15 protein-coding genes are annotated in these 21,646 nt (G+C 73.6%); 9 read left to right on the plus strand and 6 right to left on the minus strand.

The genetic code is table 11. The annotated features are described in order from the left end of the window. Nucleotides 1–13: 13 nt before the first annotated feature. From FFT10_RS04785 to FFT10_RS04795, 3 genes are read left to right on the plus strand one after another with little or no spacing between them, the layout of a single operon-like run. Nucleotides 14–484, plus strand: coding sequence for a (2Fe-2S)-binding protein (locus FFT10_RS04785; protein WP_228026984.1), 471 nt, complete (start codon nucleotides 14–16; stop codon nucleotides 482–484). Continuing rightward, nucleotides 481–2,574, plus strand: a complete 2,094-nt coding sequence (locus FFT10_RS04790; protein ID WP_137731645.1) for a xanthine dehydrogenase family protein molybdopterin-binding subunit — start codon at nucleotides 481–483, stop codon at nucleotides 2,572–2,574. Before FFT10_RS04785 ends, FFT10_RS04790 begins: the two co-directional genes overlap by 4 nt. A 2-nt stretch (nucleotides 2,575–2,576) precedes the next feature. Beyond that, nucleotides 2,577–3,539: a helix-turn-helix transcriptional regulator gene (locus FFT10_RS04795; protein ID WP_137731646.1), complete on the plus strand. Its 963-nt coding sequence runs from the start codon at nucleotides 2,577–2,579 to the stop codon at nucleotides 3,537–3,539. Here the strand turns inward: FFT10_RS04795 and FFT10_RS04800 are convergent. Continuing rightward, a complete protein-coding gene (locus tag FFT10_RS04800) occupies nucleotides 3,536–4,510 on the minus strand; it encodes a toll/interleukin-1 receptor domain-containing protein (RefSeq protein WP_137731647.1) in 975 nt (324 codons plus the stop codon). The two genes, FFT10_RS04795 and FFT10_RS04800, sit on opposite strands and share 4 nt — an antisense overlap. A 43-nt stretch (nucleotides 4,511–4,553) precedes the next feature. Further along, nucleotides 4,554–6,644: an NAD-dependent DNA ligase LigA gene (ligA, locus tag FFT10_RS04805; RefSeq protein ID WP_137731648.1), complete on the minus strand. Its 2,091-nt coding sequence runs from the start codon at nucleotides 6,642–6,644 to the stop codon at nucleotides 4,554–4,556. Between the two features lie 26 nt (nucleotides 6,645–6,670). Between ligA and FFT10_RS04810 the strand changes: the two genes are divergently transcribed. Continuing rightward, nucleotides 6,671–9,358, plus strand: a complete 2,688-nt coding sequence (locus FFT10_RS04810; protein WP_137731649.1) for a M1 family metallopeptidase — start codon at nucleotides 6,671–6,673, stop codon at nucleotides 9,356–9,358. 43 nt (nucleotides 9,359–9,401) lie between these two features. On the opposite strand, the gene FFT10_RS04815 is transcribed toward FFT10_RS04810, so the two are convergent. Next, nucleotides 9,402–11,249: an ATP-binding protein gene (locus FFT10_RS04815; RefSeq protein WP_137731650.1), complete on the minus strand. Its 1,848-nt coding sequence runs from the start codon at nucleotides 11,247–11,249 to the stop codon at nucleotides 9,402–9,404. Between the two features lie 159 nt (nucleotides 11,250–11,408). On the opposite strand from FFT10_RS04815, the gene gorA reads away from it, so the two are divergent. Further along, nucleotides 11,409–12,761, plus strand: coding sequence for a glutathione-disulfide reductase (gene gorA / locus FFT10_RS04820; protein WP_137731651.1), 1,353 nt, complete (start codon nucleotides 11,409–11,411; stop codon nucleotides 12,759–12,761). Nucleotide 12,762: 1 nt separating this feature from the next. Here gorA and FFT10_RS28555 read toward each other — a convergent pair whose 3' ends face one another. The 3 genes from FFT10_RS28555 to smc are packed head-to-tail and all read right to left on the minus strand — an operon-like array spanning nucleotide 12,763 to nucleotide 18,887. Then, nucleotides 12,763–14,193: a sensor histidine kinase gene (locus tag FFT10_RS28555; RefSeq protein ID WP_137731652.1), complete on the minus strand. Its 1,431-nt coding sequence runs from the start codon at nucleotides 14,191–14,193 to the stop codon at nucleotides 12,763–12,765. Between the two features lie 51 nt (nucleotides 14,194–14,244). Then, nucleotides 14,245–15,351 carry a cell division protein FtsZ gene (locus FFT10_RS04830; RefSeq protein ID WP_228026955.1) on the minus strand — a complete coding sequence of 369 codons (1,107 nt, stop codon included), beginning with the start codon at nucleotides 15,349–15,351 and terminating at the stop codon, nucleotides 14,245–14,247. Then, nucleotides 15,351–18,887 carry a chromosome segregation protein SMC gene (gene smc / locus FFT10_RS04835; protein ID WP_137731653.1) on the minus strand — a complete coding sequence of 1,179 codons (3,537 nt, stop codon included), beginning with the start codon at nucleotides 18,885–18,887 and terminating at the stop codon, nucleotides 15,351–15,353. Before smc ends, FFT10_RS04830 begins: the two co-directional genes overlap by 1 nt. A gap of 211 nt (nucleotides 18,888–19,098) precedes the next feature. Here smc and queF point away from each other — a divergent pair, with 211 nt between their 5' ends. The 4 genes from queF to FFT10_RS04855 are packed head-to-tail and all read left to right on the plus strand — an operon-like array spanning nucleotide 19,099 to nucleotide 21,644. Then, nucleotides 19,099–19,530 (plus strand): preQ(1) synthase, encoded by a 432-nt coding sequence (gene queF / locus FFT10_RS04840; RefSeq protein WP_137732056.1) that lies wholly within the window; start codon nucleotides 19,099–19,101, stop codon nucleotides 19,528–19,530. Beyond that, nucleotides 19,527–20,747, plus strand: a complete 1,221-nt coding sequence (locus FFT10_RS04845) for an MFS transporter (RefSeq protein ID WP_228026956.1) — start codon at nucleotides 19,527–19,529, stop codon at nucleotides 20,745–20,747. The genes queF and FFT10_RS04845 overlap by 4 nt, the downstream gene beginning before the upstream one ends. A 46-nt stretch (nucleotides 20,748–20,793) precedes the next feature. Continuing rightward, complete coding sequence (locus tag FFT10_RS04850; protein ID WP_137731654.1) at nucleotides 20,794–21,177, plus strand: VOC family protein; 384 nt, start codon at nucleotides 20,794–20,796, stop codon at nucleotides 21,175–21,177. Beyond that, nucleotides 21,177–21,644: an SET domain-containing protein gene (locus FFT10_RS04855; RefSeq protein WP_137731655.1), complete on the plus strand. Its 468-nt coding sequence runs from the start codon at nucleotides 21,177–21,179 to the stop codon at nucleotides 21,642–21,644. Before FFT10_RS04850 ends, FFT10_RS04855 begins: the two co-directional genes overlap by 1 nt. Nucleotides 21,645–21,646: the final 2 nt, after the last annotated feature.

Here is a 21,646-nt window from a genome sequence, read left to right on the forward strand (position 1 = left end):
GACCATGCCCACCCTGCACCTGCTGGTCAACGGCCAGCCCCGCGAGATCCCTTCTGACTGGCAGGCCGAGCGCCTGCTCGACGTGCTGCGCGAGCCGCTGGGCCTGGTCGGCGCCAAGTTCGGCTGCGGCGCGGGCCAGTGCGGCGCCTGCACCGTGCTGGTCGACGGCACACCGCAGCGCAGCTGCCTGTTGCCGGCCGACAGCCTGGCCGGCCGCGCCATCACCACCGTCGAAGGCCTGGCGGAAGGTGGCCGCCTGCATCCGGTGCAGCAGGCCTGGCTGGACGAGGCGGTGCCGCAATGCGGCTACTGCCAGGCCGGGCAGATCGTCAGCGTGGTGGCGCTGCTGCGCCGCCTGCCGCAGCCGGCCGATGCCGACATCGACGCCGCGCTGGCCGGCCACCTGTGCCGCTGCGGCACCCAGCAGCGGGTGCGGCGCGCGGTGCGCCGCGCCGCCGGCCTGCCGCCCGGGGCCGGCGCATGAAGCGGCGCGGCTTCCTGGTGGTGGCCGGCGCGGCCCTCGGCACCGGCGCCCTGCCCGGCTGCACGCTGCCGGTGATTCCCAAGCGCCCCGCGCCCGATGTGGACGCCGCGCGCAGCTGGGTGCGGCATGCCGATGGCCGCTTCACGCTGCTGCTGCCGCGGGTGGAGATGGGCCAGGGCATCGGCACCGCGCTGGCGGCCATCGCCTGTGAGGAACTGGGCATCGCACCCGCACAGTTGACCGTGCGCCAGCCCAGCACCGATGACATCGCCCGCGTGCGCGCGACCGTCGGCAGTGATTCGATCAAGGACTTCGCGCTGCCGCTGGCCCAGGCCTGCGCCAGCCTGCGCGAGGCCCTGGCCAGCGGCCAGGCACGCACGGCGGTGGCGGCCGCGCCGCAGCCGGCGGCGGCACTGCGGGCCTTCCAGCCCGGTGCACGCTGGGTCGGGCAGGGGCTGCCGCTGGCGGAGGGCCCAGCCATCGTGCAGGGCCAGGCGCTGTTCGTGGCCGATGTGCGCCGGCCAGGGCAGCTGTTCGGCCGGGTGCTGCGCGCGCCCGCCTCGCCCGAGCGGCCCAGCCGGCTGCGCCAGGTGGACGAGGCCGCCGCCCGCGCCGTGCCCGGCTGCGTGGCCGTGGTGCGGCACGCCGCGCTGCAGCTGGGCCAGGCCGAGGGCATCGGCATCGTGGCACGCACACCCGGCGCGCTGGACCGCATCGCCACGGCGCTGGCAGCGCAGTGGGCCGTGGACGGCCCGGCGTTCGAGCAGGCCGACCTCGACCAGGCACTGGACATCGACGCCCGCCTGGCCGGCGGCGGCCGGCGGCAGCATGCGGTGCGCCGCGACGCGCTGGCGCCCGGCGACCGCTGGGACGTGGACCTGCGCATCGACATCCCGCTGGCGGCGCATGGCGCCATCCAGCCCCGCGCGGCGGTGGCCGAGCCGGCCGCCGATGGCCACCTGCACCTGTGGGTGGGCAGCCAGGACGTGTTCTACCAGCGCGACGTGGTCTGCCGCCGCCTGGGCCTGGCCGACAGCCAGGTGACGGTGCACGGCCAGCGGGTGGGCGGTGCCTTCGGCGGCAAGACGCTGTGCACCGTGGAGCTGGAAGCCGCCGTGCTGGCCCGTGCCGTGGGCGCGCCGGTGAAGGTGCAGTGGACCCGCGCGCAGGAGCTGCAGCTCGGCTTCCACCGCCCGCCCAGCAGCCACCGCATCCGCCTGCGGCTGCAGGGCGGCCGGCTGCAGCAGTGGTGGCATGCGTTCGCCGGCAGCCACATCCTGTTCACCAACGCGGCGGTGCCGCCCTGGCTGCAGCGGGCCACCGATCTGATCGGCGACGACGGCGTGGCCCGCGGCGCCGCCCTGCCCTACCGGATGCCGGCCGCCTGCACCGAGTTCGACCTGGTGCGGCTGCCGGTCTTCACCGGCCCCTGGCGCGGCCTGGGCGCGGGGCCCAACGGCTTCGCCGTCGAGAGCGCCATCGACGAGGCCGCCCGCGCCGCCGGCGCCGACCCGCTGGCCTTCCGCCTGCAGCACCTGGATGGCGTCGACCCGGCGCAGGCGCGGCTGGCGCGGGTGCTGCAGCGGGTGGCCCAGGCTGCCGGCTGGGGCCGCCCGGCAGCCGCTGCTGCGCCAGGGCAGCGCAGCGGGCGCGGCCTGGCGGCCGGCATCTACAAGGGCAGCAGCTGGTGCGCCGTGGTGGCCGATGTGGTGGTGGACGCCGCCAGCGGCGCCATCCGCGTCACCCGCCTGTGGTGCGCCCACGACTGCGGCCGGGTGGTGCACCCCGACCAGGTGCGGGCGCAGTGCGAGGGCAACCTGGTGTGGGGCCTGGGCATGGTGCTGACCGACCAGCTGCCGGTGGCCGGCGGCGCCGTGGATGCCACCAGCTTTGCGCAGGCGCCGCTGCCGGCCATCGGCGACCTGCCGCCAATGGAGGTGGTGCTGGTCGACCATGGCGAGGCGCCCGGTGGTGCCGGCGAAACGGTGATCACCGCCGCCGGCGCGGCGGTGGCCAATGCGGTGCGCGCGGCCAGCGGCCACCGCATCACCCGGCTGCCCACGGCCCGCGTGCCGGTGGCAGCATCCTGAGCATGGACGATTTCGCCTCGGCCGCGATGCTGCGGTTGATCCGGCTGGGCCTGCACCGCCAGGGCCTGGCACCGCCGCCCGCCATCACGCCCGCCATCATGCCCGGGCGCAGCGCCCACGTGCCGCTGGCGCACAAGCGCCGCCTGCTCGACAGCCTGCTGGCCGACCATGGCCCGCTGGTGCTGCTGCGCATCGGCGAGGCCATCGCCGATGCGCCCGACGAGCCGGCCCTGGTGGCCCTGGCCCTGGCCACCAGCCCGCCCGACCTGCTGGCCCGCTGGCAGCGGCTGGAGCGCTTCGTGCACGCCCGCCACCGGCTGCTGGTGCAGGCCGACGGGCCGGGCCGCCTGCAGCTGCAGCATGTGTCGCTGGACGCCCAGGCGCCACCCACGCCGGCCGAGCACCTGCTGGTGCTGGGCCTGCTGGTGGCGCTGGCACGCCTCATCGGCACCCAGGGGCTCACCGCCACCGCGGACACGCCGGAGGCCTGGCGCTGGCAGGCCGGTCGCTGGCAGACAGGTCGCTTTCAGGTGCCGCCGACCGCGCCCGCCGGCCAAACCGGCCTGGCTCCCGGGCACTGGCAGTGGCGCTGGCAACCCGCGCCGCCCGGCGCATCAACGCCCTGCCCGCCCGCCGGCGACTGGGCCGGCACGGCCACCGGCGTGCTGGCCGCCGACCCCGGCCGCAGCTGGTCGGTGCCTGCGCTGGCTGCCGCGCTGGGCAGCAGCCCGCGCACGCTACAGCGCCAGCTGGCGCGGCAGGGGCGGTGCTTCTCGCACCTGCTGATGGACGTGCGGCTGGCGGCATCGGCCCGGCTGCTGGCGGCCACGCGGCAACCGGTGGCGGCCATCGGCTACCACTGCGGCTTTGCCGACCAGGCGCACTTCACCCGCGCCTTCAAGAAGCACAGCGCCATGACGCCGGTGCAGTTCCGCGGCGCCTTCCAGGCCGCGCCGGTCGCCTAGGTGTGCTCGGCCACCGGGTCCAGCACCAGCGTCAGCTGAAGCGGCCGCAGCGACATCGGGCCGGTGGCCATCGGGTCGTCGGCCGGCGCGCGCTGGATCTCGTAGAGCACCGGCCGGTAGCTGCGGCGGCGCTGGCCGGTGTAGGCATCGGTCAGCGGCATCGGGGTGATGAGCGCGGGCGAGAACAGTTCTTCGCGAATGGCGGCTGCATAACGCTGGTTGAGGTGGGCCAGCCACAGGCCGTCCGGGTCATGGGTGGCCTGCACCAGGTCCTTCCAGGTGCGGCGGCGCATGCCGCGGGTCAGGTTGAACAGCGACATGGTGAAGGTCGAGGTCGCACCCTCGCCCTCGACCACCAGCGCGTCCTCGGGGATGCGGTCGTGCGCGCAGTCCAGGCCGTGCAGGTCCAGGACCACGCGGTGGCAGGGGAAATGGGTGAGCTGGCGCTCCGGCGCCGCCTCGGTGCGGGGCCGGGGGAAGTGCTCGCCGATGATCTGCGCCGCCTGCTCCAGCTTGTGCTGGGCCACGCTGGCGCCGATGGCGCCGAAGCGCCACTTGCGCGCCACCCGCCAGGTCTCGGTGCACAGCGAATCGAGGAAGCTGACCAGCTTGGCATGCTCGATCGGCACGCCCTGCAGCGTCTTCAAGGGCCGCGGCGAGGCGCCGCCCGCAGCGTAGAGGCAGACCACCGAATGCTCATCGCCCAGGCTGGTGAACAGCCCGGCCTCGTACAGGCACCAGTCCCAGTTCTTCGATGGCTCGGTGAACAGCAGCAGCAGCAGATGGCTCTCCATCAGCTGGGTGCGGATCTCGGCATTCCAGTCGGAGCCGGCGACCAGGTTGGTGCCAGAGACGAAGGTCTTGATCTGGTCGTCCAGCAGCCGCAGCGCGCCGGCGATCTTGTCGGCCGCATCGTGGTCGTCGTGCTTGTGGCTGATGAAGATGCGAAACGGTTCCCTGCCTGTGGCCATGGTCCGGTCTCCTTTCGGCGCAGTCTAGGCCTTGCAGGGGCAGTCAACCAGCCGGGGTGCTCCCCTCCAGCAGGGAGCGCAGGCCGGCTTCGTCCAGGATCGACAGGCCCAGCTCGCGCGCCTTGTCCAGCTTGCTGCCGGCCTCGGCGCCGGCCACCACATGGTGGGTCTTCTTCGACACCGAGCCGGCCACCTTGCCGCCGGCGGCCTCGATCAGCGCCTTGGCGTCATCCCGGCTCAGCGTGGGCAGGGTGCCGGTCAGCACGAAGGTCTGGCCGGCCAGCGGCTGCGGCGCGGCGCTGTCGATGGCGCCCTCGCCTTCCGGCCAGGCGATGCCGGCGGCGCGCAGCTGCTCCACCACCTCGCGGTTGTGCGGCTGGTCGAAGAAGGTGCGGATGGCTGCGGCCACGATCGGGCCGACGTCCTTCACCTGCAGCAGCTGCTCGGTGCTGGCGTCCATGATGCGGTCCAGGCTGCCGAAGTGGCGGGCCAGGTCCTTGGCGGTGGTCTCGCCCACCTGGCGGATGCCCAGCGCGTAGAGGAAGCGCGGCAGCGTGGCCTGCCGGCTCTTGGCCAGCCCGGCCACCAGGTTGGCGGCGCTCTTCTCGCCCATGCGCTCCAGCGCGCTGAGCTTGGCCACGCCCAGGGTGTACAGCTCGGGCAGGGTGCGGATCAGGCCGCTGTCGACCAGCTGGTCGACCAGCTTGTCGCCCAGGCCCTCCACGTCCATCGCGCGCCGGCCGGCGAAGTGCAGGATGGCCTGCTTGCGCTGGGCCGGGCAGAACAGACCGCCGGAGCAGCGGTGGTCCATGCCGCCGCGTTCACGCTTGACCGCGCTGCCGCAGACCGGGCATTGCCGCGGCATGCGGAAGTTGGGCACGTAGGCCAGGCGTTCCCCCGGCACGCGGCCCACCACCTCGGGAATCACGTCGCCGGCGCGCCGCACGATCACCGTGTCGCCCACCCGCACGCCCTTGCGGCGCAGCTCGAACAGGTTGTGCAGCGTGGCATTGCTGACCGTGGTGCCGCCCACGAACACCGGCGCCAGCTTGGCCACCGGCGTCAGCTTGCCGGTGCGGCCCACCTGGATGTCGATGGCGTTGAGCGTGGTCATCTGCTCCTGCGCCGGGTACTTGTGGGCCACCGCCCAGCGCGGCTCGCGGGTGACGAAGCCCAGCCGCTGCTGCAGCGCGCGGTCGTTGACCTTGTAGACCACGCCGTCGATGTCGAAGGGCAGCGCATCGCGCTTGGCACCCATGGCCTGGTGGAAGGCCACCAGGCCGTCGGCGCCGGCGGCCACCGTGCGGTCGGCGCACACCGGCAGGCCGAAGCCGGCGATGGCATCGAGCAGCGCGCTGTGGGTGGGCGGCTCGTCCCAGCCGTCCACCGCGCCCAGGCCGTAGGCGAAGAAGCTCAGCGGCCGCTGCGCGGCGATCGCCGGGTCGAGCTGGCGCACCGCGCCGGCGGCGGCATTGCGCGGGTTGACGAAGCTCTTGGCACCCTGTTCACGCTGGCGCTCGTTCAGGCGCTCGAAGGCATCGCGGCGCATGTAGACCTCGCCGCGCACCTCCAGCAGCGGCGGTGCGGCGCCCTGCAGCTTCAGCGGGATCTGGCCGACGGTGCGGATGTTCTGGGTCACGTCCTCGCCGGTCTCACCGTCGCCGCGGGTGGCGGCCTGCACCAGCACGCCATGCTCGTAGCGCAGGTTGAGCGCCAGCCCGTCGAACTTCAGCTCGGCCGCATAGGCCACCGGCGGCGCGTCCTCGGGCAGCTCCAGTTCGCGGCGCACGCGGGCGTCGAAGGCCACGGCGCCGCTGGGCTCGGTGTCGGTCTCGGTGCGGATGCTCAGCATCGGCACCGCATGGCGCACCGGCGCAAAGCCGTCCAGAACCTGGCCGATGACGCGCTGGGTGGGTGAATCGGGCGTGCGCAGCGCCGGGTGCGCCGCCTCCAGCGCCTGCAGTTCCTGGAACAGCGCGTCGTAGGCAGCGTCGGGCAGCGCGGGGTCGTCCAGCACGTAGTAGCGGTGGGCGTGGTGGTGCAGCTGGGCGCGCAGATCGGCGGCGCGGCGGGCAGCGACCTCGGGCACCGGCACATCGGTGCCGAGGGACGCGGGCAAGGGCTGGTCGGACATGCGGGCGAGTGTAGAGTCGGCCGCCGATGCCGCTGTTCGCCACCCCCGCCCCCAAGCCGGCCCGCGCCCTTCACCGCCTGTGCCTGCTGTGGCTGGCCGGCCTGCTGGGCGTGTCGGCCCTGCCGCCAACCTGGGGCGCCCGGCCGGCACCGGCCGCCACGGTGCCGATGCGCCTGCCCACCAGCGTGGTGCCGCAGGACTACCAGCTGCACCTGCAGGTCGACCCCGACCAGCCGCGCCACCAGGGCGAGGTGGCCATCCGCCTGCAGCTGCAGCAGCCGGTGCCGGCGCGTGGCGCCATCCGCCTGCATGCCCGTGGCCTGCAGCTGCGCGAGGTGTGGCTGGAGACCGGCGCCCGCCGCTGGCGCGGCAAGGCCACGCCGGTGGATGCCGAGCGCGTCGATCTGCACTTCGGCCAGCCCCTGCCGGCCGGCCCGGCGCTGCTGACCATCGCCTTCAGCGGCACGGTGGCCGAGCACGATGTCTTCGGCCTGTTCCGCCAGCAGGAGGCCGGCCACTGGGCGGTGTTCACCCAGTTCCAGGCCGACGGCGCGCGCCGCGCCTTCCCGCTGTTCGACGAGCCCGGCTGGAAGGTGCCGTGGACGCTGTCGCTGACCGTGCCGCAGGCGTTGGTGGCCGTGGCCAACATGCCGGTGGCCAGCGAAGAAGCGGCCCGGCCCGGCCACAAGCGGGTGACGTTCCAGCCCACGCCGCCGATGCCCAGCTACCTGCTGGCCTTCGGCGTGGGCCGCTTCGACGTGCGCGACGCCGGCACCGCCGGCCGCGATGCCGGCGTGCCCATGCGCTTCATCGTGCCCACCGGCCGCGCCGCCGATGCCGACCTCGCAGCCGGCATCACCAGCCGCATCCTGGCCGCGCTGGAGGCCTGGTTCGACATGCCCCACCCCTATGCCAAGCTCGACAGCCTGGCCCTGCCGCTGACCACCACCTTCGGCGCCATGGAGCACGCCGGCCTGGTGACCTATGCCTCCACCCTGCTGCTGGCCAGCCCGGCCGAGCGCACGCCGCAGTTCGAGCGCGAGTACGTGTCCGTCGCCGCGCACGAGCTGGCCCACCAGTGGTTCGGCAACCTGGTCACCCTGGCCTGGTGGGACGACCTCTGGCTCAACGAGAGCTTCGCCTCCTGGCTGGGCGACAAGATCACCGACCAGGTGCAGCCGGCCTGGGGCTGGCACACCAGCGTGCAGCGCGCCCGCGCCGCCGCCATGCGTGCCGACCGACTGGCCACCGCCCGCCGCATCGAGCAGCCGGTGCTGCAGGACGAGGACATGGGCAACCTCTGGGATGCCATCACCTACGAGAAGGGCCAGACGGTGCTGGCGATGTTCGAGGCCTGGCTGGGCCCGGAAGCCTTCCAGACCGGCGTGCGCCGCTACATCGGCCGCCACGCCTGGGGCAGCGCCACCAGCGCCGATTTCTTCAATGCGCTGGGCGAGGCCGATCCGGCGCTGCCCGCCGCGGTGCGCAGCTTCACCCGCCAGGGCGGCATCCCGCGGCTGGCCGTCACGCTGCTGTGCAGCGACGGGCCGCCGCGGCTGCAGCTGGCCCAGTCGCGCCTGCTGCCGCTGGGTTCGCCCAGCCTGTCGGCGCAGCGCTGGCAGCTGCCGCTGCAGGTGCGCACGCCAGCCGGCAGCACCCGGCTGCTGATGACCGAGGCCGAGGCCACGTTGCCGCTGCCGGATGCGGACTGCCCCGCCTGGGTGCAGGCCAACGCCGGCGGTGCCGGCTACTGGCGCGCCGCGTACGCCGGCGACGGCTTGGCCCGCCTGGCCGCCGCCCCGGGGCTGTCGGTCGGCGAATGGCTGGCCCTGCTGGACGACGCCACCGGCCTGCATGCCAGCGGCGATGTCGACAGCCGCCAGGCGCTGGCCCTGGTGCGGGCGGCTGCGGTGCACCCGTCGGGCGAGGTGGTGCAGGCGGCGATGGCACTGCTGCGGCACCTGGAGCCGCTGGCTGCGCCGGGCGAACAGGCGGCGCTGGCGGCGGTCTGGCAGGCCGCCTTCGGCGCGCGAGCCCGCGCCCTGGGCTGGCAGCACCTGCCGACCGACAGCGACGACGACCGCCTGCTGCGCGCCGCCCTGCTGCCGGCGGTGGCGGTGCGTGGCGACGATGCCGGCCTGCGCCAGCAGGCGCTGCAGCTGGCCCGGGCCTGGCAGGCCGACCGTGCCAGCCTGCCGGCCGACCTGCGCGTGCCGGTGCTGACAGCCGCCGCCCATGCCACTGGCCCCGGTGGCGGGCCGGTGCTGTTCCAGCAACTGCTGGGGGTGCTGCAGTCCAGCACGGTGCGCACAGAGCGCGGCGACCTGCTGACCGCGCTGGGCCAGTTCCGCCAGCCGGGGTTGCCGGCCCAGGCCCGCGCCGTGCTGCTGCAGCCGCAGATCGACCTGCGCGACAGCCTGTGGCCACTGCTGCGGGCGCAGGCGGCCGACCCGGCCCAGCGTGGCGAGGTGCTGGCCTTCGTGCTGCGGGAGCAGGCCGGCCTGGCGGCACGGCTGGGCGGCGAGGAGCTGCCGCGCCTGCCCGGCCTGTTCAACGGCGCCTGCAGCAGCGACGAGGCCCGCCGCATCGAGGCCGGCTTTGCGCCGGCGATGGCCCGCGTGCCCGGTGGCCGCGGCGCACTGGCCCGCACGCTGGAGGCGGTGCGGCTGTGCACCGCCTGGCGCGCCCGGCAGGCCAGCGGCCTGTCGGACTGAACGGACTCGGCAGGCCAGCGGCCTGGCCGACTGAGCCCACCGCTCACCACTGCATGGCCGGCCGGGTGGGGCGGCCGGTCCAGCGCTCGACGGCCGCGGCCAGCTGGGCGCTGCTGACCGGCTTGGTCAGCACATCGTCCATGCCGGCGTCCAGGCAGCGCCGGCGGTCGCTGTCCAGCGCATCGGCGGTCAGTGCCACCACCGGCGTGCGGGCAGCGCCGGCCGGCGCGGCGCGGATGCGGCGCGTGGCCTCGAAGCCGTCCACCTCGGGCATGTGGCAGTCCATCAGCACCAGGTCGTAGCCACCGTCCAGCACCGCCTGGTGGGCGGCGCCGCCATCGGCCACCACGTCGACCGCACAGCCCAGCAGGCGCAGCATCTCGGCCACCACCATCTGGTTGACCGGATCGTCCTCGGCCAGCAGCAGGCGCGCGCCGGTGGCGTCGGGCGCCACGGGTGCAGCGATGGCGGGAGCGGCCGGCGCCGGATCAGGCGCCAGCGCCAGCGGCAGGTCGACCCAGAAGTGCGAGCCCTGGCCCGGCACGCTCGCCACCCGCACCGTGCCGCCCATCAGCGTGGCCAGCTGGTGCACGATGGCCAGGCCCAGGCCGCTGCCGCCGTGGCGCCGGGTGCTGGTGGCATCCACCTGGGTGAAGGCGTCGAAGATGGCGTCCAGCTGGTCGGCCGGGATGCCGATGCCGCTGTCGTGCACCGAGAAGCGCAGCGTCAGCGTGGTGGTGGTCTGTGCCAGCACCTGCACCTCCAGCCGCACGGCGCCCTCGTCGGTGAACTTCACCGCGTTGTGCAGCAGGTTCACCAGCAGCTGCCGCAGGCGCACGCCATCGGCCTGCACCCGCTGCGGCAGGCTGGGCGGCAGGTTCAGGCCCAGCGTGACCGGCTTGCCATGGGCCGCCAGGTCGACCAGGTCGACGGCGTCGTCGACCAATTGGCGCAAGTCGGTGGGCGCCAGGTGCAGCTGCAGCCGCCCGGCCTCGATGCGTGACAAGTCCAGCACGTCGTCGATCAGCGCCAGCAGCGCCCGGGCCGAACGGTGGGCGGTGCGCACGTAGTGGCGCTGGGCGGCGCTCAGCGGGGTGGCGTTCAGCAGCTCGGCCGCGCCCAGGATGCCGTTCATCGGCGTGCGGATCTCGTGGCTGGTGACCGCCAGGAACTGCGACTTGGCCAGGCTGGCCTGCTCGGCCTGGCGGCGGGCGCGCTCCAGCTCCACGGTCTGCGACTGCAGGTCGGCCGCCTGCCGTGCCAGGCGGTCGACCAGGGCGCGCGCCGCATGCACCGCCTCGCGGGTGCGGCGGCGCAGGCGCTCGGTGACCAGGCCGGTCAGCGCCAGGTACAGCGACAGCAGGTACAGCGTGACCAGGATGCCCAACCGCTCAGGCCACAGCGCGCGCGCCGGCTCCACCTGCGCGATCCACAGCGCATAGGCCAGGTAACCGGCGGTGACCACATGACCGTAGTACAGCGCACGGCGGAAGCCGTAGCCCACCTGGTCTGCGACCCGAAGCAGCAGGAAGTAGGCGAAGAACAGCGTGGCCTGCTCCAGGAACTGCAGGTTGACCAGCCACACCAGCAGATCGACATGGAAGAGCAGCAGCGGCAGGTCGAGCCGGCCGCTGCGGCCCGCGCCCCAGTGCAGCAGCGCCCAGGCGATGGTGGCATAGCCCAGGTTCAGCGCCACCAGCACCAGCCACGCGGGCTGCTGGTGCAGCGGCACCCCGGCCGGCGCCTGCAACGCGGCCACGATGCACAGCACCATGAAGCCGCCGGCACGCAGCGCCGGCACATGGCGGCCATAGACACGCCGCTCGGTCGCGGCCTTGCGCTGCCGCAGCACGGCCTCGTCCAGGGCGAAACCGTCTTCGCTGGTGGTCAAGGGGGGTGGAGGGAGCACAGGGTCCTCGGGTCAAGGGCCGGGCGGCACAACCCGGCCACGATGCCACAGGCCGCCTGCATCCGCCAATGCGGCCTCACGCATGCAGCCGATGGCGCCGCATGCGACAGTGCCGGCTCCCTACAGCAACGGAGCCTGCCGATGGCCTTCGACTACGACCTGATCACCCTGGGCGCCGGCTCCGGCGGCGTGGCAGCCTCCCGCCGGGCGGCACTGCATGGCGCCAAGGTCGCCATCATCGAAGGCAGCCGGGTGGGCGGCACCTGCGTGCTGCGCGGCTGCGTGCCCAAGAAGCTGCTGATGTACGCCGCCCAGTTCGGCGATGGGCTGCAGGAAGCCCGCGGCTACGGCTGGCAGGTGCCCGAGGCGGCCTTCGACATGCCCACCTGGGCGACCGCCAAGGCGGCCGAGACCACGCGGCTGGAAGGCATCTACCGCCAGATGCTGGCCGGCAGCGGCGTGCAGCTGGTCGAGGGCTGGGCCCGGCTGGTGGGCCCGCACACGGTGCAGGTGGGCGAGCGCCAGCTGACGGCGCGGCACATCCTGGTGGCCACCGGCGGCGCGCCGGTGCGCGACAGCATCCCCGGCATCGACGCCTGCGCCACCAGCGACGACCTGCTCGACCTGCAGACCCTGCCGGCCCGGGCCGCCGTGGTGGGCGGCGGCTACATCGCGGTCGAGTTCGCCAGCATGCTGGCCCGGCTGGGCGTGCAGGTGGCGCTGTTCTACCGCGACCGCCTGCCGCTGCGTGGATTCGACACGATGCTGCGCACCGCCGCCGCCAGCGCGCTGCAGGCCGCCGGCGTGGACCTGCACCCGGGCGCGGCGCCACAGCGCATCCAGCGTGACGGCGGGCAGTTCCTGCTGGTGCTGGGCGAGGACCGCATGCTGGCCTTCCCCTGGGTGCTGAATGCCACGGGCCGCCGGCCCAACACCGCCGGCCTGGGCCTGACGCTGGATGCCCACGGCGCGGTGCCGGTGGACGACCAGGGCAACACCGCCGTGCCAGGCGTCTGCGCCATCGGCGACGTGACCAACCGCAAGAACCTGACGCCGGTGGCCATTGCCGAGGGCCGCGCGCTGGCCGACCGCCTGTTCGGCCCCGGCCACCAGCCGGTGGACCTGCGCCTGGTGGCCAGCGCGGTGTTCATGCTGCCGCCGCTGGCCAGCGTGGGGCCGAGCGAGGAGGAAGCGCTGGCCGCGGGGCACCGCCTGCAGGTCTTCGAGACCGACTTCCGGCCGATGAAGCAGGCCTTCATCGGCGGCACCGAGCGCACCGCCATGAAGCTGCTGGTCGATGCCGACAGCCAGCGTGTGCTGGCGGTGCACATGGCCGGCGCCGACGCGCCGGAGATCGTGCAGAGCCTGGCCGTGGCCCTGACCGCCGGCGCCACCAAGGCCCACTTCGACCGCACCATCGCCATGCACCCCACGGCGGCGGAAGAGTTCGTGCTGATGCGCCAGCCCAGCCGCACCGTGCCGTCAGCAGGCTGAATCAGGCTGCCGGCAACGGCAGCACCAGCACCGCCTGCAGCCCGCGCGGCGGATTGGGCAGCAGCGCAAGCTGGCCACCGTGCAAGGCGGCCACCTGGCGCACGATGCCCAGGCCGAGGCCCGGGCGGCCCTCGGCCGGCGGCGCCACGGCCGGCATGCCCGGGCCGTCGTCCAGCACCGCCAGCAGCAGGGCTGGCGGGTCGATGCGTTCGGCCACCCGCAGCTGCACCGCGACACCCGGCCCGCCATGGCTGAAGGCATTGACCAGCAGGTTGCGCAAGGCCAGCCGCAGCAGGCCGGGCTCGACCTCGACCTGGCGCAGATCGGTCTGCCACTGCAACTGCACCCGCTGGCGCTGGGCCTCGTCCAGGTCGCCCAGGGCCAGGTCGATCAGGAAGCCGAGCTCGACCTCCTGCACCGCCAGCGGCGTGCTGCGGCTGAGCAGGCTGGCGGCGGCCAGGGTGTTGTCGAGCACGGCGCGCACCTCGCCCAGCACCGCCTCGGCACGCCCCAGCCGCAACGCCACCTGGTCGGCCGGGTGTCCGGCCTGGGCGCCGGCCGCCGCAGGCACCTGGCGCAAGGCCTGGCCGGCCGCCTGCAACGCGCCGCTGGCGTTGTGCAGCGGCTGGCGGATCTCGTGCGCCAGCATCTGCAGCATGCGCTCGCGCTCGGCCGCCAGGGCGTCGCGCTGCGCCAGCGTGGCCCGCAGTTCCGCCGCCGCGCGCTCCGCGGCCTCACGCCGGACGGCCTCGGCCACCTGGCCCTCGCGGGACCGCACCTCGGCGCGGCGGGTGATGTCCAGCAGCAGCCCCATGAAGCCCAGGCTGCCGTACAGCGCCGACAGCACCGCCGTGGCATGCACCAGCACGAAGGCCGGTCCGCCCTGCCCGGGCTGGTAGGGCGCCAGGCCGGTGGCCACGCTCAGGCCGCGGGCCAGCATCGCCAGCGCCAGCACCAGCTGGCTCCAGGCCAGCAGCGCCGCACTGCGGGAGCGCTGCTGCACGGCCGTCAATCGCGCATGCCACGCCAGGGTGGCCGTCAACACGGCCAGCGTCAGCAGGGACGCGACGAACAGGCGCGGCCGGTCGTCGGCCAGGGCCAGCCCCAGCAGCACGGCGGCTGCCACCGCCACCGGGCCGCGCATCGGACGCCAGACACCGGGCCGCCCCAGCAGCCGCCGCAGGGCCGCGGTCTGCACCAGCATCGCCACAGCCGCCATCACCCCGGCCAGGCCGTAGCCCAGGGCGATGGGCAGCACATTGCGGCCGGAGATCAGCAGCAGGCCGGCGCTTGCACACAGCGCGCCCAGCGTCCACAGCCGCACCACATCGACATGCGGTGTGCGGCGGCCCATGCTCCAGACCGTCAGCGCCATCAGCAGGTAGACCACGCCCCCGGTCAGGGCGATGGGCATGTTGACGGTGTCGGTCACCGGCGCACCCTCCGACCTGGTGAGCGCGCCCGGCCTGCCAGCGGCGCCGGCTCAGCTGAACAGCCGGCGCGCAGCCGGCGAGCCGGCGGCCAGGTCGCGTGTGTCCAGCGCCTGGTAGAGCTGCTTCAGGTCGTCGCCGATCGCGGCAAAGGCCTGCAGGGTGATCGGCCGGCCGGCGTCGTCGGTCATGGTCGCGTCCATGTCGGCGGCCAGCAGGCGGGCGGCCTGGTGCCAGGCCGGGAACGGCTCGGCCGCCTCGGGCGTCTGCGGCACATCCAGGGACAGCTGCACCACCCGCACCGCGGCGGCGCCGGGGTCGTCGGACAAGGCCACCTGGGGATCGAAGGCCAGCACCAGCACCGGCGGTGCACCCTCCTCGGCGCCGGGCAGCACCAGCCGGCCGGGCAGCACGCCGGGCAGGAAGCCGTGGCGCTGCGCCGCCTGCTGGATGTAGCCCACGCTCCAGGCGGCGGCGTTGGCCCGCAGGTCCAGGCTCAGCTGGGCATCATGGCCGCCGGCGAATGCGTCCAGCTCGCGGGCGCGGGCCACCACGTCCAGCATGTCGGGCAGCTCGGCCATCGCGCCCACGCCGTCGGCAAAGGCCTGCAGCTTCTGCACGAATTCGCTGTACTCGATCTCGTTGAGCGCGCCACTGCGGTTGGCCATCTGCACGCCGGCCTGGAACTCGCCGTAGCGCTGGCCGGCCACCGGCAGCTCCCACTCGCCGGTCTCGGCATTCAGGCCCTCGATCAGGAAGGGCTTGGTGCCGGCTCGGCGGCTGGGCGGCAGGTGCACCAGGGCCAGGTCGCCGGTGACCGGCGATTCCAGCGCCAGCGTGGCGATGGCGTCGATCAGCGGGTCGAGCCGGGCGGTCTTGCGCGGCGCGGCCGGGCGCAGCTCGGCCAGCGGGGCGGCGGCTTCGGCGTCCACCTCGGCGGCAGCGGCATCCAGCGGCGCGCTGGCGCCGGCATCGGCCACGGCACCCGACATGGCGCCGCCCAGGCCGCCGGGCTCCACCCGCGCCTCGCGGGCCAGTTCGGCCTGGCGCGGGCTGGCGCGGCGTGCCGACCACCAGCCCTGGGCCACCACGCCCACCAGCACCAGCGCGCCCACGCCCAGCAGGCCTTCCATCAGCGAGACATCGGGCAGCAGCGCCATCAGGTCGCCTCCGCCAGGCTGAGCGCGGCGTCCATGTCCACCGCGACGATGCGCGACACGCCCTGCTCCTGCATCGTGACCCCGATCAACTGCTCGGCCATTTCCATCGCGATCTTGTTGTGGCTGATGAACAGGAACTGCGTGCCCTTGTGGCTCATCTCGGCCACCAGGCGGGCATAGCGCTCGGTGTTGGCGTCGTCCAGCGGCGCGTCCACTTCATCGAGCAGGCAGAACGGCGCCGGGTTCAGCAGGAAGATGGCGAACACCAGGGCGATGGCGGTGAGCGCCTTCTCGCCACCACTGAGCAGGTGGATGGTGCTGTTCTTCTTGCCCGGCGGCTGGGCCATCACCTGCACGCCGGCATCCAGGATCTCGTCGCCGGTCATCACCAGCCGGGCATTGCCGCCGCCGAACAGGCTGGGGAACATGCGGCCGAAGTGCTCGTTGACCTGGTTGAAGGTCTTGCCCAGCAGGTCGCGGGTTTCCAGGTCGATCTTGTGGATGGCGTCTTCCAGCGTGCCGATGGCGTCGTTCAGGTCGGCGCACTGGGCGTCGAGGAAGGTCTTGCGCTCGCGCGCTGCGGCCAGCTCGTCCAGCGCCGCCAGGTTCACCGCCCCCAGTGCATTGATCTCGCGCTGGATGCGGTCGATCTCCCCCTGCAGGCCCCAGAGCTTGACCTTGTCGGCCTCGATCTGCGCGCCCAGCGCGGCCATGTCGACGCCGGCGGCGGTCAGCTGCTCCAGGTACTGCGCGCCACCGAGCTGGGCGGCCTGGGCCTCCAGCTGCAGCTTGGTGATGTCGTCGCGCAGCGGCTGCAGGCTGCGCTCGAACTGCATGCGCTGCTCATCCGCGCTGCGCAGCTGGGCCGAGAGTTCGTCATAGCGGCTGCGCTGCGCGCCCAGCGCCTGCTCGCGATCCACCTTCAACGCCAGCGCGGTCTGCAGGCCGGCCTGGGCGGCGCTGTCGTTGAGCTGACTCAGCTCCAGCTCCAGTTGCTGGCCCGACTGCACGTTGGCTTCGGCCTGCTGCGCGGCGGTCTCGATGGCGCGCTGCAGCTCGCCGCGGCGGGCGGCCAGCGCGCGGGCCTGGAACTGGCTTTCCTGCGCCTGGCGCTCCAGCGCGCGGCCCTGCTCGCGGGCATCGCTGAGGCGGCGCTCGGCGGTGATCACCGCCTCTTCCAGCGTGGCGTGGCGCTCCTGGGTGTCGGCCAGCTGCAGGTCCAGCTCTTCGAAGCGGGCCTCGCCGATGGCACGGCGCTCAGCCAGGTCGTCGAGCTGGCCGTCGACCTCGGCCAGCTCGGCATCCAGCTGGCCGCTGCGGGCCTGGGTGGCATCGGCCTGCTGCTGCAGGCGCAGCAGGTCCACCTGCAGCTGGTGGGCGCGGGTCTGGGCCTCGGCGGCCTCGCGCCGCACCGCCACCAGGCGCAGGTTGGCCTCGGTCAGCGCCGCCTCGGCGCGCACCAGGGCCGCGCGGGCGGATTCGGCGATCAGCGTCTGGGCGCGCTGCTGCAGGTCGAGCTGCTCGATCTCCTGCGCGCGGGCCAGCAGGCCGGCCTGCTCGGCATCGGGGGCATAGAAGGCCACCGCATGCGCGCTGACCGCATGGCCGGCGCGGGTCATGATCACCTCGCCATGGGCCAGCTGGCTGCGCTGGGCCAGCGCGTCGTCCAGGTTGTCTGCCGTGTAGACGCCCTCCAGCCAATCGCCCAGCAGGGCCTGCAGGCCGGCGTCGTCGGCGCTCTGCCCCAGGCGCAGCAGGCTGGCCAGCCGCGGCAGGTTGGCGTGGGCCGGCTGCGGCGCGGGCGGGCTGGCCGGCGGCGTGTAGAACGCCAGCTTGGCCGGCGGCGCATCGGCGGCGAAGGCGCGCACGGTGTCGATGCGGCCCACGGCCAGCGCGTTCAGCCGCTCACGCAATGCGGCTTCCAGCGCCGGCTCCCAGCCGGGCTCGATGTGCAGCCGGGTCCACAGGCCGGGCAGGCCGTCGAGCCCATGCTTGGCCAGCCAGGGCTTCAGCTTGCCCTCGGTCTGCACCTTCTCCTGCAGCGCGCGCAGGGCCTGCAGGCGGGCGCTGATGTCGTTGAGCTTGCCGCTCTCGGCATTGGCATCCTGCTGGGCGGTGCGGCGCTGGTCGTCCAGGGCCGGCACCTGGGCCTGCAGGTCCTGCAGCTGGCCCTCGGCCACGGCGTTGGCCTCGTCGGCGTCGGTGCTCTGGGCACGCAGCGCCTCCAGCCGGGCCAGGTCGGGCGTGGCCAGGCCGCGGCGCTCGGTGTGCAGGCGCTCGCGGCGGGCGCGCAGGGCTTTGCTTTGCTCGTCCAGGCTGCGGCTTTCCGCCGCCAGCACCTGGATCTGCTGCTGCACCGCATTGACCTGCTCACGCTGGGCATTGGCCCGGCCCTGGGCAGCGCGCACCGCGTCCTCCACCTCGGGCAGGCGCATGGACTGTTCCTCGGCCTGGGCAGCCAGGATCTCGGCCTGCTCGTCGGCCGCGGCGATCTGCTCGGCGATGGTCTCCAGCTCCGCGGCGGCATCGTCGCGGCGCTGCTGCCACTGGCCGGTCTGGGCATGCAGGTCGGCCAGGCGCTGCTGCACCCGCTGGCGGCTGTCGACGACGTAGCGGATGCGCTCTTCCAGGCGGCTGACTTCCAGCGCGGCCTGGGCCAGGTCACCCTGGGCGGTGTGCAGCTGGTCGCTGGCGGCGTAGTGCGCCTGGCGCACCGCTTCCAGCTGGGCCTCGACATGGCGCAGCTCGGCCAGCCGGGCTTCCAGCGCGTTGGTGGCGGCGCTGATGGCCTGGGCCACGCGGGCTTCTTCGGTGGCGGCGTCGCGCTGCTTCAGGAACCACAGCTGGTGCAGCTTGGTGGTGCCGGCTTTCTGCAGCGCGTGGTACTTCGTGGCCACCTCGGCCTGCTTCTCCAGCTTGTCGAGGTTGGCGTTCAGCTCGCGCAGGATGTCGTCGACGCGGGTCAGGTTCTCGCGGGTGTCGCGCAGGCGGTGCTCGGTCTCGCGGCGGCGCTCCTTGTACTTGCTGACGCCGGCGGCTTCTTCCAGGAACAGCCGCAATTCCTCGGGCCGCGACTCGATGATCCGGCTGATCGTGCCCTGGCCGATGATGGCGTAGGCCCGCGGGCCCAGGCCGGTGCCGAGGAACACATCCTGCACATCGCGCCGGCGCACCGGCTGGTTGTTGATGAAGTAGCTGCTGGTGCCGTCGCGGGTGAGCACCCGCTTGACGGCGATCTCGGCGAACTGGCTCCAGGAGCCACCGGCGCGGGCGTCTTCATTGCTGAACACCAGCTCCACGCTGGCGCGGCTGGCGGGCTTGCGCTGGCCGCTGCCGTTGAAGATGACGTCCTGCATGCTCTCGCCACGCAGCTCGCTGGCCTTGCTTTCGCCCAGCACCCAGCGCACCGCGTCCATGATGTTGGACTTGCCGCAGCCGTTGGGGCCGACCACGCCCACCCGCTGCCCCGGCAGCTGGAAGGTGGTGGGTTCGGCGAAGGACTTGAAGCCCGAGAGCTTGATCTGGTTCAGGCGCATGCGCTTCTGGTGTGCCCCGGGGGCCTGCCGCGGACGCTGAGCGGCCGCTGCAAGTCTTTGATTTGTATGGATTTATTGCGTGCCCGCCGGGCCGCCAGAGAGGCTGGATGATACCATCGCGCCCCCATCGAAACCCCGCTCCACCATGGCCAAGAAAGCCGGCAAGACCCCTGCCACCCCCGCTGCCGCTCCGGCGCTGAACGAGCGGCCGATGCCGCCCAACCCGCCCAGCGCGCCCAGCAAGGAACTGCATGTCTTCCCCAACCCGAACCCGCAGCGCGACTACCTGATCCAGTTCCAGGTGCCCGAGTTCACCTGCCACTGCCCGCTGACCGGCCAGCCCGACTTCGCCCACTTCACCATCGACATGGTGGCCGACCAGCTGTGCGTGGAGTTGAAGAGCCTGAAGATGTACTTCTGGAGCTACCGCAACGAGGGCGCCTTCCATGAGAAGGTGACCAACACCATCCTGGACGACATCGTGGCCGCCACCCAGCCGCGCTATGCCCGCATCACCGCCAAGTGGTATGTGCGCGGCGGCATCTACACCAATGTGGTGGCCGAGCACCGCCAGAAGGGCTGGAAGCCGCAGCCGGCGGTGGATCTGCCCAGCCTGCCGACGGAGCGCGGGCTGCTGGCTTGACACCACCCGCCACGGCCGGCGCACGCACCCACTGGCCAGCGGTGCTGGCCGCGGTGGCCGGCGGTGTGGCGGTGGGCATGAACGTGGGCAAGGTGCCGCTGGCCCTGCCCACGCTGCGCACCGAGCTGGGCCTGAGTCTGGTGCAGGCCGGCTGGGTGTCGGCCATGCTGACCACGCTGGCGGTGGTGGCGGCACTGGGCTTCGGCCTGGCGGCCGGGCGCATCGGCGCGCTGCGCATGGTGCTGGGCGGTCTGGTGCTGAGCGCCGCCGCGTCGCTGCTGGCCCTGCCGGTCGGGCCGGGTGGCCTGAACCTGCTGCTGCTCACCCGCTTCGTCGAGGGCGCGGGCTTCCTGGCGGTGGCGGTGGCGGCGCCCGCGCTGGTGAGTGCCGCGGCGGCCGGCGCCGACCGCCGCTTCGCACTGGGCGTGTGGAGCACCTACATGCCCGCCGGCGCCGGCCTGGCGATGGCCTTGTCGCCGCTGCTGCTGCCCGGCACCGGCTGGCGTGGCCTGTGGGCGTTGACCAGTGTGGTGCTGCTGGTCGCCGCGGCCGCGGCCTGGTGGCAGCGGCGCTGGTACAGGCCGGCAGCAGCCGGCGGCCACGGCCCGGCCCCGTTGGCCACGCTGGCGGTGCTGCGCCAGCCGCTGCCCTGGCTGCTGTCTGCCGGCTTCGGCCTGTGGGCGGTGCAGCACTTTGCGCTGATCGTCTGGCTGCCCACCATGCTGAAGGAGCAGCGCGGCCTGTCGGCCGGCTGGGTGGCACTGCTGACCTGCGTGATGCTGCTGGCCTGCGTGCCGGGCAACCTGCTGGGCGGCGCGCTGGTGCAGCGCGGCGTGGCCCGTGGCCAGCTGCTGGCGCTGGCCCACAGCGCCACCGGCCTGCTGGGCCTGGCCTTCTTCCTCGACGGCCTGCCGGATGGGCTGCGTTATGCCGCCTGCGTGGCCTGCAGCTTCATCGGCGGCGTGATGCCGGCGGCGGTGATGAGCAGCTCGGCCGCGCTGGCGCGCAGCCCGCAGCAGATCAACGCGCTGCAGGGCCTGTTCATGCAGGGCTCGCAGCTGGGGCAGTTTGCCGGCACGCCGCTGATCGCCGCGCTGGTGGCGGCCAGCGGCCGCTGGTCCAGCGCCGGCTGGGTGGCGGCCGGCGCGGCCATCGTCGGCGTGGCTGTCGGGCTGGTGGCCTGGCGCATCGAACGCGGCCCCGCGGCGGCTCGGTAGACTGCTTGCCAGCCAGCCTGTGCACGCCGGCCCCGGAAACACCACCATGTCCCAACCCCATCCTCTGCCCGCCGGCCTGGCCTTCGGCCGCATCGCCGCCCAGGTGCTGGTGGCCGACCTGCCGCGCGCGCTGGCCTTCTACACCGGCGTGCTGGGCTTTGCGAACGTGTTCCAGAACGGCGATCCCGTCGCCTTCGTCATCCTGGAGAAACAGGGCGCCGAGCTGCACCTGCAGCTGGAGCCGCAGCACCGCGGCGGCGCGCACAACGTGGCCCACCTGATGGTCAACGACGCCGCCGCGCTGCACGACCACCTCGTGGCCCACGGCGCGACCATCGTCAAGGCGCTGCGCGATGCCGACTACCGCATGCGCACCTTCGTCTTCGCCGATCCCGACGGCAACCGCATCGACGTGGGACAGGACCTCTGATGCCGCAACTGCACCGCACCCCCGCCCCCGTGGCCGAGCCCACCGCGCCCACCGGTCGCCCGGCGTACCAGAAGTTCGACGTCGTGGCCCGCAAGAGCGGCATCGACGGCTTCGGCGCCTTTGCCGCCGAAGCCATCCCGCCGCACCGCAAGATCGGCGAGATCCGCGGCGAGAGCATCTCGGTCAGCGAGGCGCGGCGCCGCGCCGCCGGCAAGGCCCGCATCATGATCGTGGAGGTGTCGGAGAAGAAGGCCATCGACGCCAGCCAGAGCAGCGACCCGATGCGCTTCACCAACCACAGCTGCGCCCCCAATGCCCGGCTGCAGATCCGCGATGGCCGGGTCGAGTTCTACGCGGTCCAGCCCATCGCCGTGGGCGAGGAGATCACGGTCAACTACGGCGAGACCCACCACGAGGGCACGCTGGCCTGCCGCTGCGGCGCACCCGGCTGCATCGGCTGGCTTTAGCT

Source organism: Pseudaquabacterium pictum (assembly GCF_005403045.1).
Classification (GTDB): domain Bacteria; phylum Pseudomonadota; class Gammaproteobacteria; order Burkholderiales; family Burkholderiaceae_C; genus Pseudaquabacterium; species Pseudaquabacterium pictum.

What these genes read in the sequence shown, in the direction of transcription:
- queF (WP_137732056.1), top strand. Translation starts at nt 19,099, where the DNA reads ATGCCGCCCAACCCGCCCAGCGCGCCCAGCAAGGAACTGCATGTCTTC.
- FFT10_RS04830 (WP_228026955.1), bottom strand. Translation starts at nt 15,351, where the DNA reads ATGGCGCTGCTGCCCGATGTCTCGCTGATGGAAGGCCTGCTGGGCGTG.
- FFT10_RS04800 (WP_137731647.1), bottom strand. Translation starts at nt 4,510, where the DNA reads ATGGCCACAGGCAGGGAACCGTTTCGCATCTTCATCAGCCACAAGCAC.
- FFT10_RS04790 (WP_137731645.1), top strand. Translation starts at nt 481, where the DNA reads ATGAAGCGGCGCGGCTTCCTGGTGGTGGCCGGCGCGGCCCTCGGCACC.
- ligA (WP_137731648.1), bottom strand. Translation starts at nt 6,644, where the DNA reads ATGTCCGACCAGCCCTTGCCCGCGTCCCTCGGCACCGATGTGCCGGTG.
- FFT10_RS04855 (WP_137731655.1), top strand. Translation starts at nt 21,177, where the DNA reads ATGCCGCAACTGCACCGCACCCCCGCCCCCGTGGCCGAGCCCACCGCG.
- smc (WP_137731653.1), bottom strand. Translation starts at nt 18,887, where the DNA reads ATGCGCCTGAACCAGATCAAGCTCTCGGGCTTCAAGTCCTTCGCCGAA.
- gorA (WP_137731651.1), top strand. Translation starts at nt 11,409, where the DNA reads ATGGCCTTCGACTACGACCTGATCACCCTGGGCGCCGGCTCCGGCGGC.
- FFT10_RS04795 (WP_137731646.1), top strand. Translation starts at nt 2,577, where the DNA reads ATGGACGATTTCGCCTCGGCCGCGATGCTGCGGTTGATCCGGCTGGGC.
- FFT10_RS04810 (WP_137731649.1), top strand. Translation starts at nt 6,671, where the DNA reads ATGCCGCTGTTCGCCACCCCCGCCCCCAAGCCGGCCCGCGCCCTTCAC.
- FFT10_RS04850 (WP_137731654.1), top strand. Translation starts at nt 20,794, where the DNA reads ATGTCCCAACCCCATCCTCTGCCCGCCGGCCTGGCCTTCGGCCGCATC.